General features: G+C 64.6%; 1 protein-coding gene. It reads right to left on the reverse strand.

Features of this window, described 5'->3' with window-relative positions:
• The coding region (locus tag VI08_RS20255; protein WP_157130537.1) for a PAS domain S-box protein at positions 1-1521 on the reverse strand (1521 nt) is incomplete at its 3' end.
• Positions 1522-1540: the final 19 nt, after the last annotated feature.

A 1540-nucleotide genomic window follows, 5' to 3' on the forward strand; every position in this document is an offset into this window, starting at 1 on the left:
GGTGGTGAAAAACGGGTCGAAGGCACGATGGATGACCTCCGGGGTCATGCCACTTCCGGTGTCGCTCACCTGCAAGACGACATACCTGCCCGGCTCGACTTGCGCCACTCGCGCGGTGCGGTCATCGATGTCCCGGATGCGGGTCGTGATAGTGATGCGCCCCGTCCCGCGCATTGCATCGCGCGCGTTGATGCAGAGATTCAACAACGCGTTTTCAAGCTGCGGCTGGTCGACCAGCACGCGGTGCCCTGTATGGACTTTGGTGACCTTCACCTCGACGCCTGGCCCCACCGTGCGTGTGATGAGCTCGCGCATATCGTCAATGAGTCCATCGACGTCGGTGACCCTGGGAGCGAGGGGCTGCTTGCGGGCGAATGCGAGGAGCCGATGGGTCAGCGCTGCTGCGCGCTTGACTGCGCCGAGTCCTGAGGCCACAAACCCGTCAATGTCAGCGAGGCGCCCTTGGTGTGCGCGCACTCCTGCCATCTCCAGCGCGCCGGAAATACCTCCCAGGAGGTTGTTGAAGTCGTGGGCAAGGCCGCCTGTGAGTTGTCCGACGGCCTCCATCTTCTGGCTTTGCCGCAAGGATTCGAGTTGCTCGCGCTCGAGGGTGATGTCGCGGCCGGTGGCGTAAAAGCGTCCGTTGCCAAACGCGCCGACCCAGGCAAAAAGACGGTATGTCCCGTCCCGATGCCGCAAACGCAACTCCACCGGCGTGGAAACGGGGGCGTCCCGCACGCGTTCGAGCATCAACGTTGCCGCTGCCGCATCCCCGGGGTGGACGATATCGTAAAGGGGTCGCCCGACGAGGTCGTCTTGCATGAGGCCGAGCCTGTCCGCCCATAGCGGGTTGACGCCGCTGATGCGGCCGTCGGGATGGGCGACGAGCATGAGTTCCTGGGCGAGCGCCCACATGCGGTCACGCTCGTCCGTGCGACTCTTGACCTCGTCTTGCAGCCCAAGGTTTGCCTGCTGTAACCGGGTTTGGACGGCCAGTAGCGCTTGTTCGTTGGTCACTTCCTGCGTGACGTCAAGGGCGATGTTGAGGAGACCAACAATGGCACCGGCGGCATCGAACACCGGCGTGACACTGTAGTCCCAATAGGTGGTGACAAGGATGCCGTCGCGGACCATCGGCAGCGCAAAGCGCTTTTCGGACACCGGTATGCCGGTCTCAAGGACGGGGAGGAACGTTGGTGCAAGGCGGTCCCAGATATCCGCCCACACCTCGGTTACCGGAGCGCCAAGCGAGCCTTGCCTGCGGTGGCCCAGTGCCGGCGCGTAGGCGTCGTTGTAGACGAGGCGCAACTGCGGCCCCCACATCAACGTGGCAAGCAAGGAGGTATTGAGCACAAGGCCCACCATGGTGCGCAACGCCGCCGGCCACCCATCGACCGGCCCGAAGGCATGGGTCGACCAGTCAAAGGCTCGCACCTCGGCCCCCATCGTCCCGCCGCCCGCGAGAAAACCCGGAGGCCCCGGCATCCTGCCCTCATGGTTGCCAGCCGGCGTGGTCTTCATGTGCAGCACCCACGGCCCC

The organism is Luteibacter yeojuensis, assembly GCF_000964085.1.
In the GTDB taxonomy this organism is placed as follows: domain Bacteria; phylum Pseudomonadota; class Gammaproteobacteria; order Xanthomonadales; family Rhodanobacteraceae; genus Luteibacter; species Luteibacter yeojuensis_A.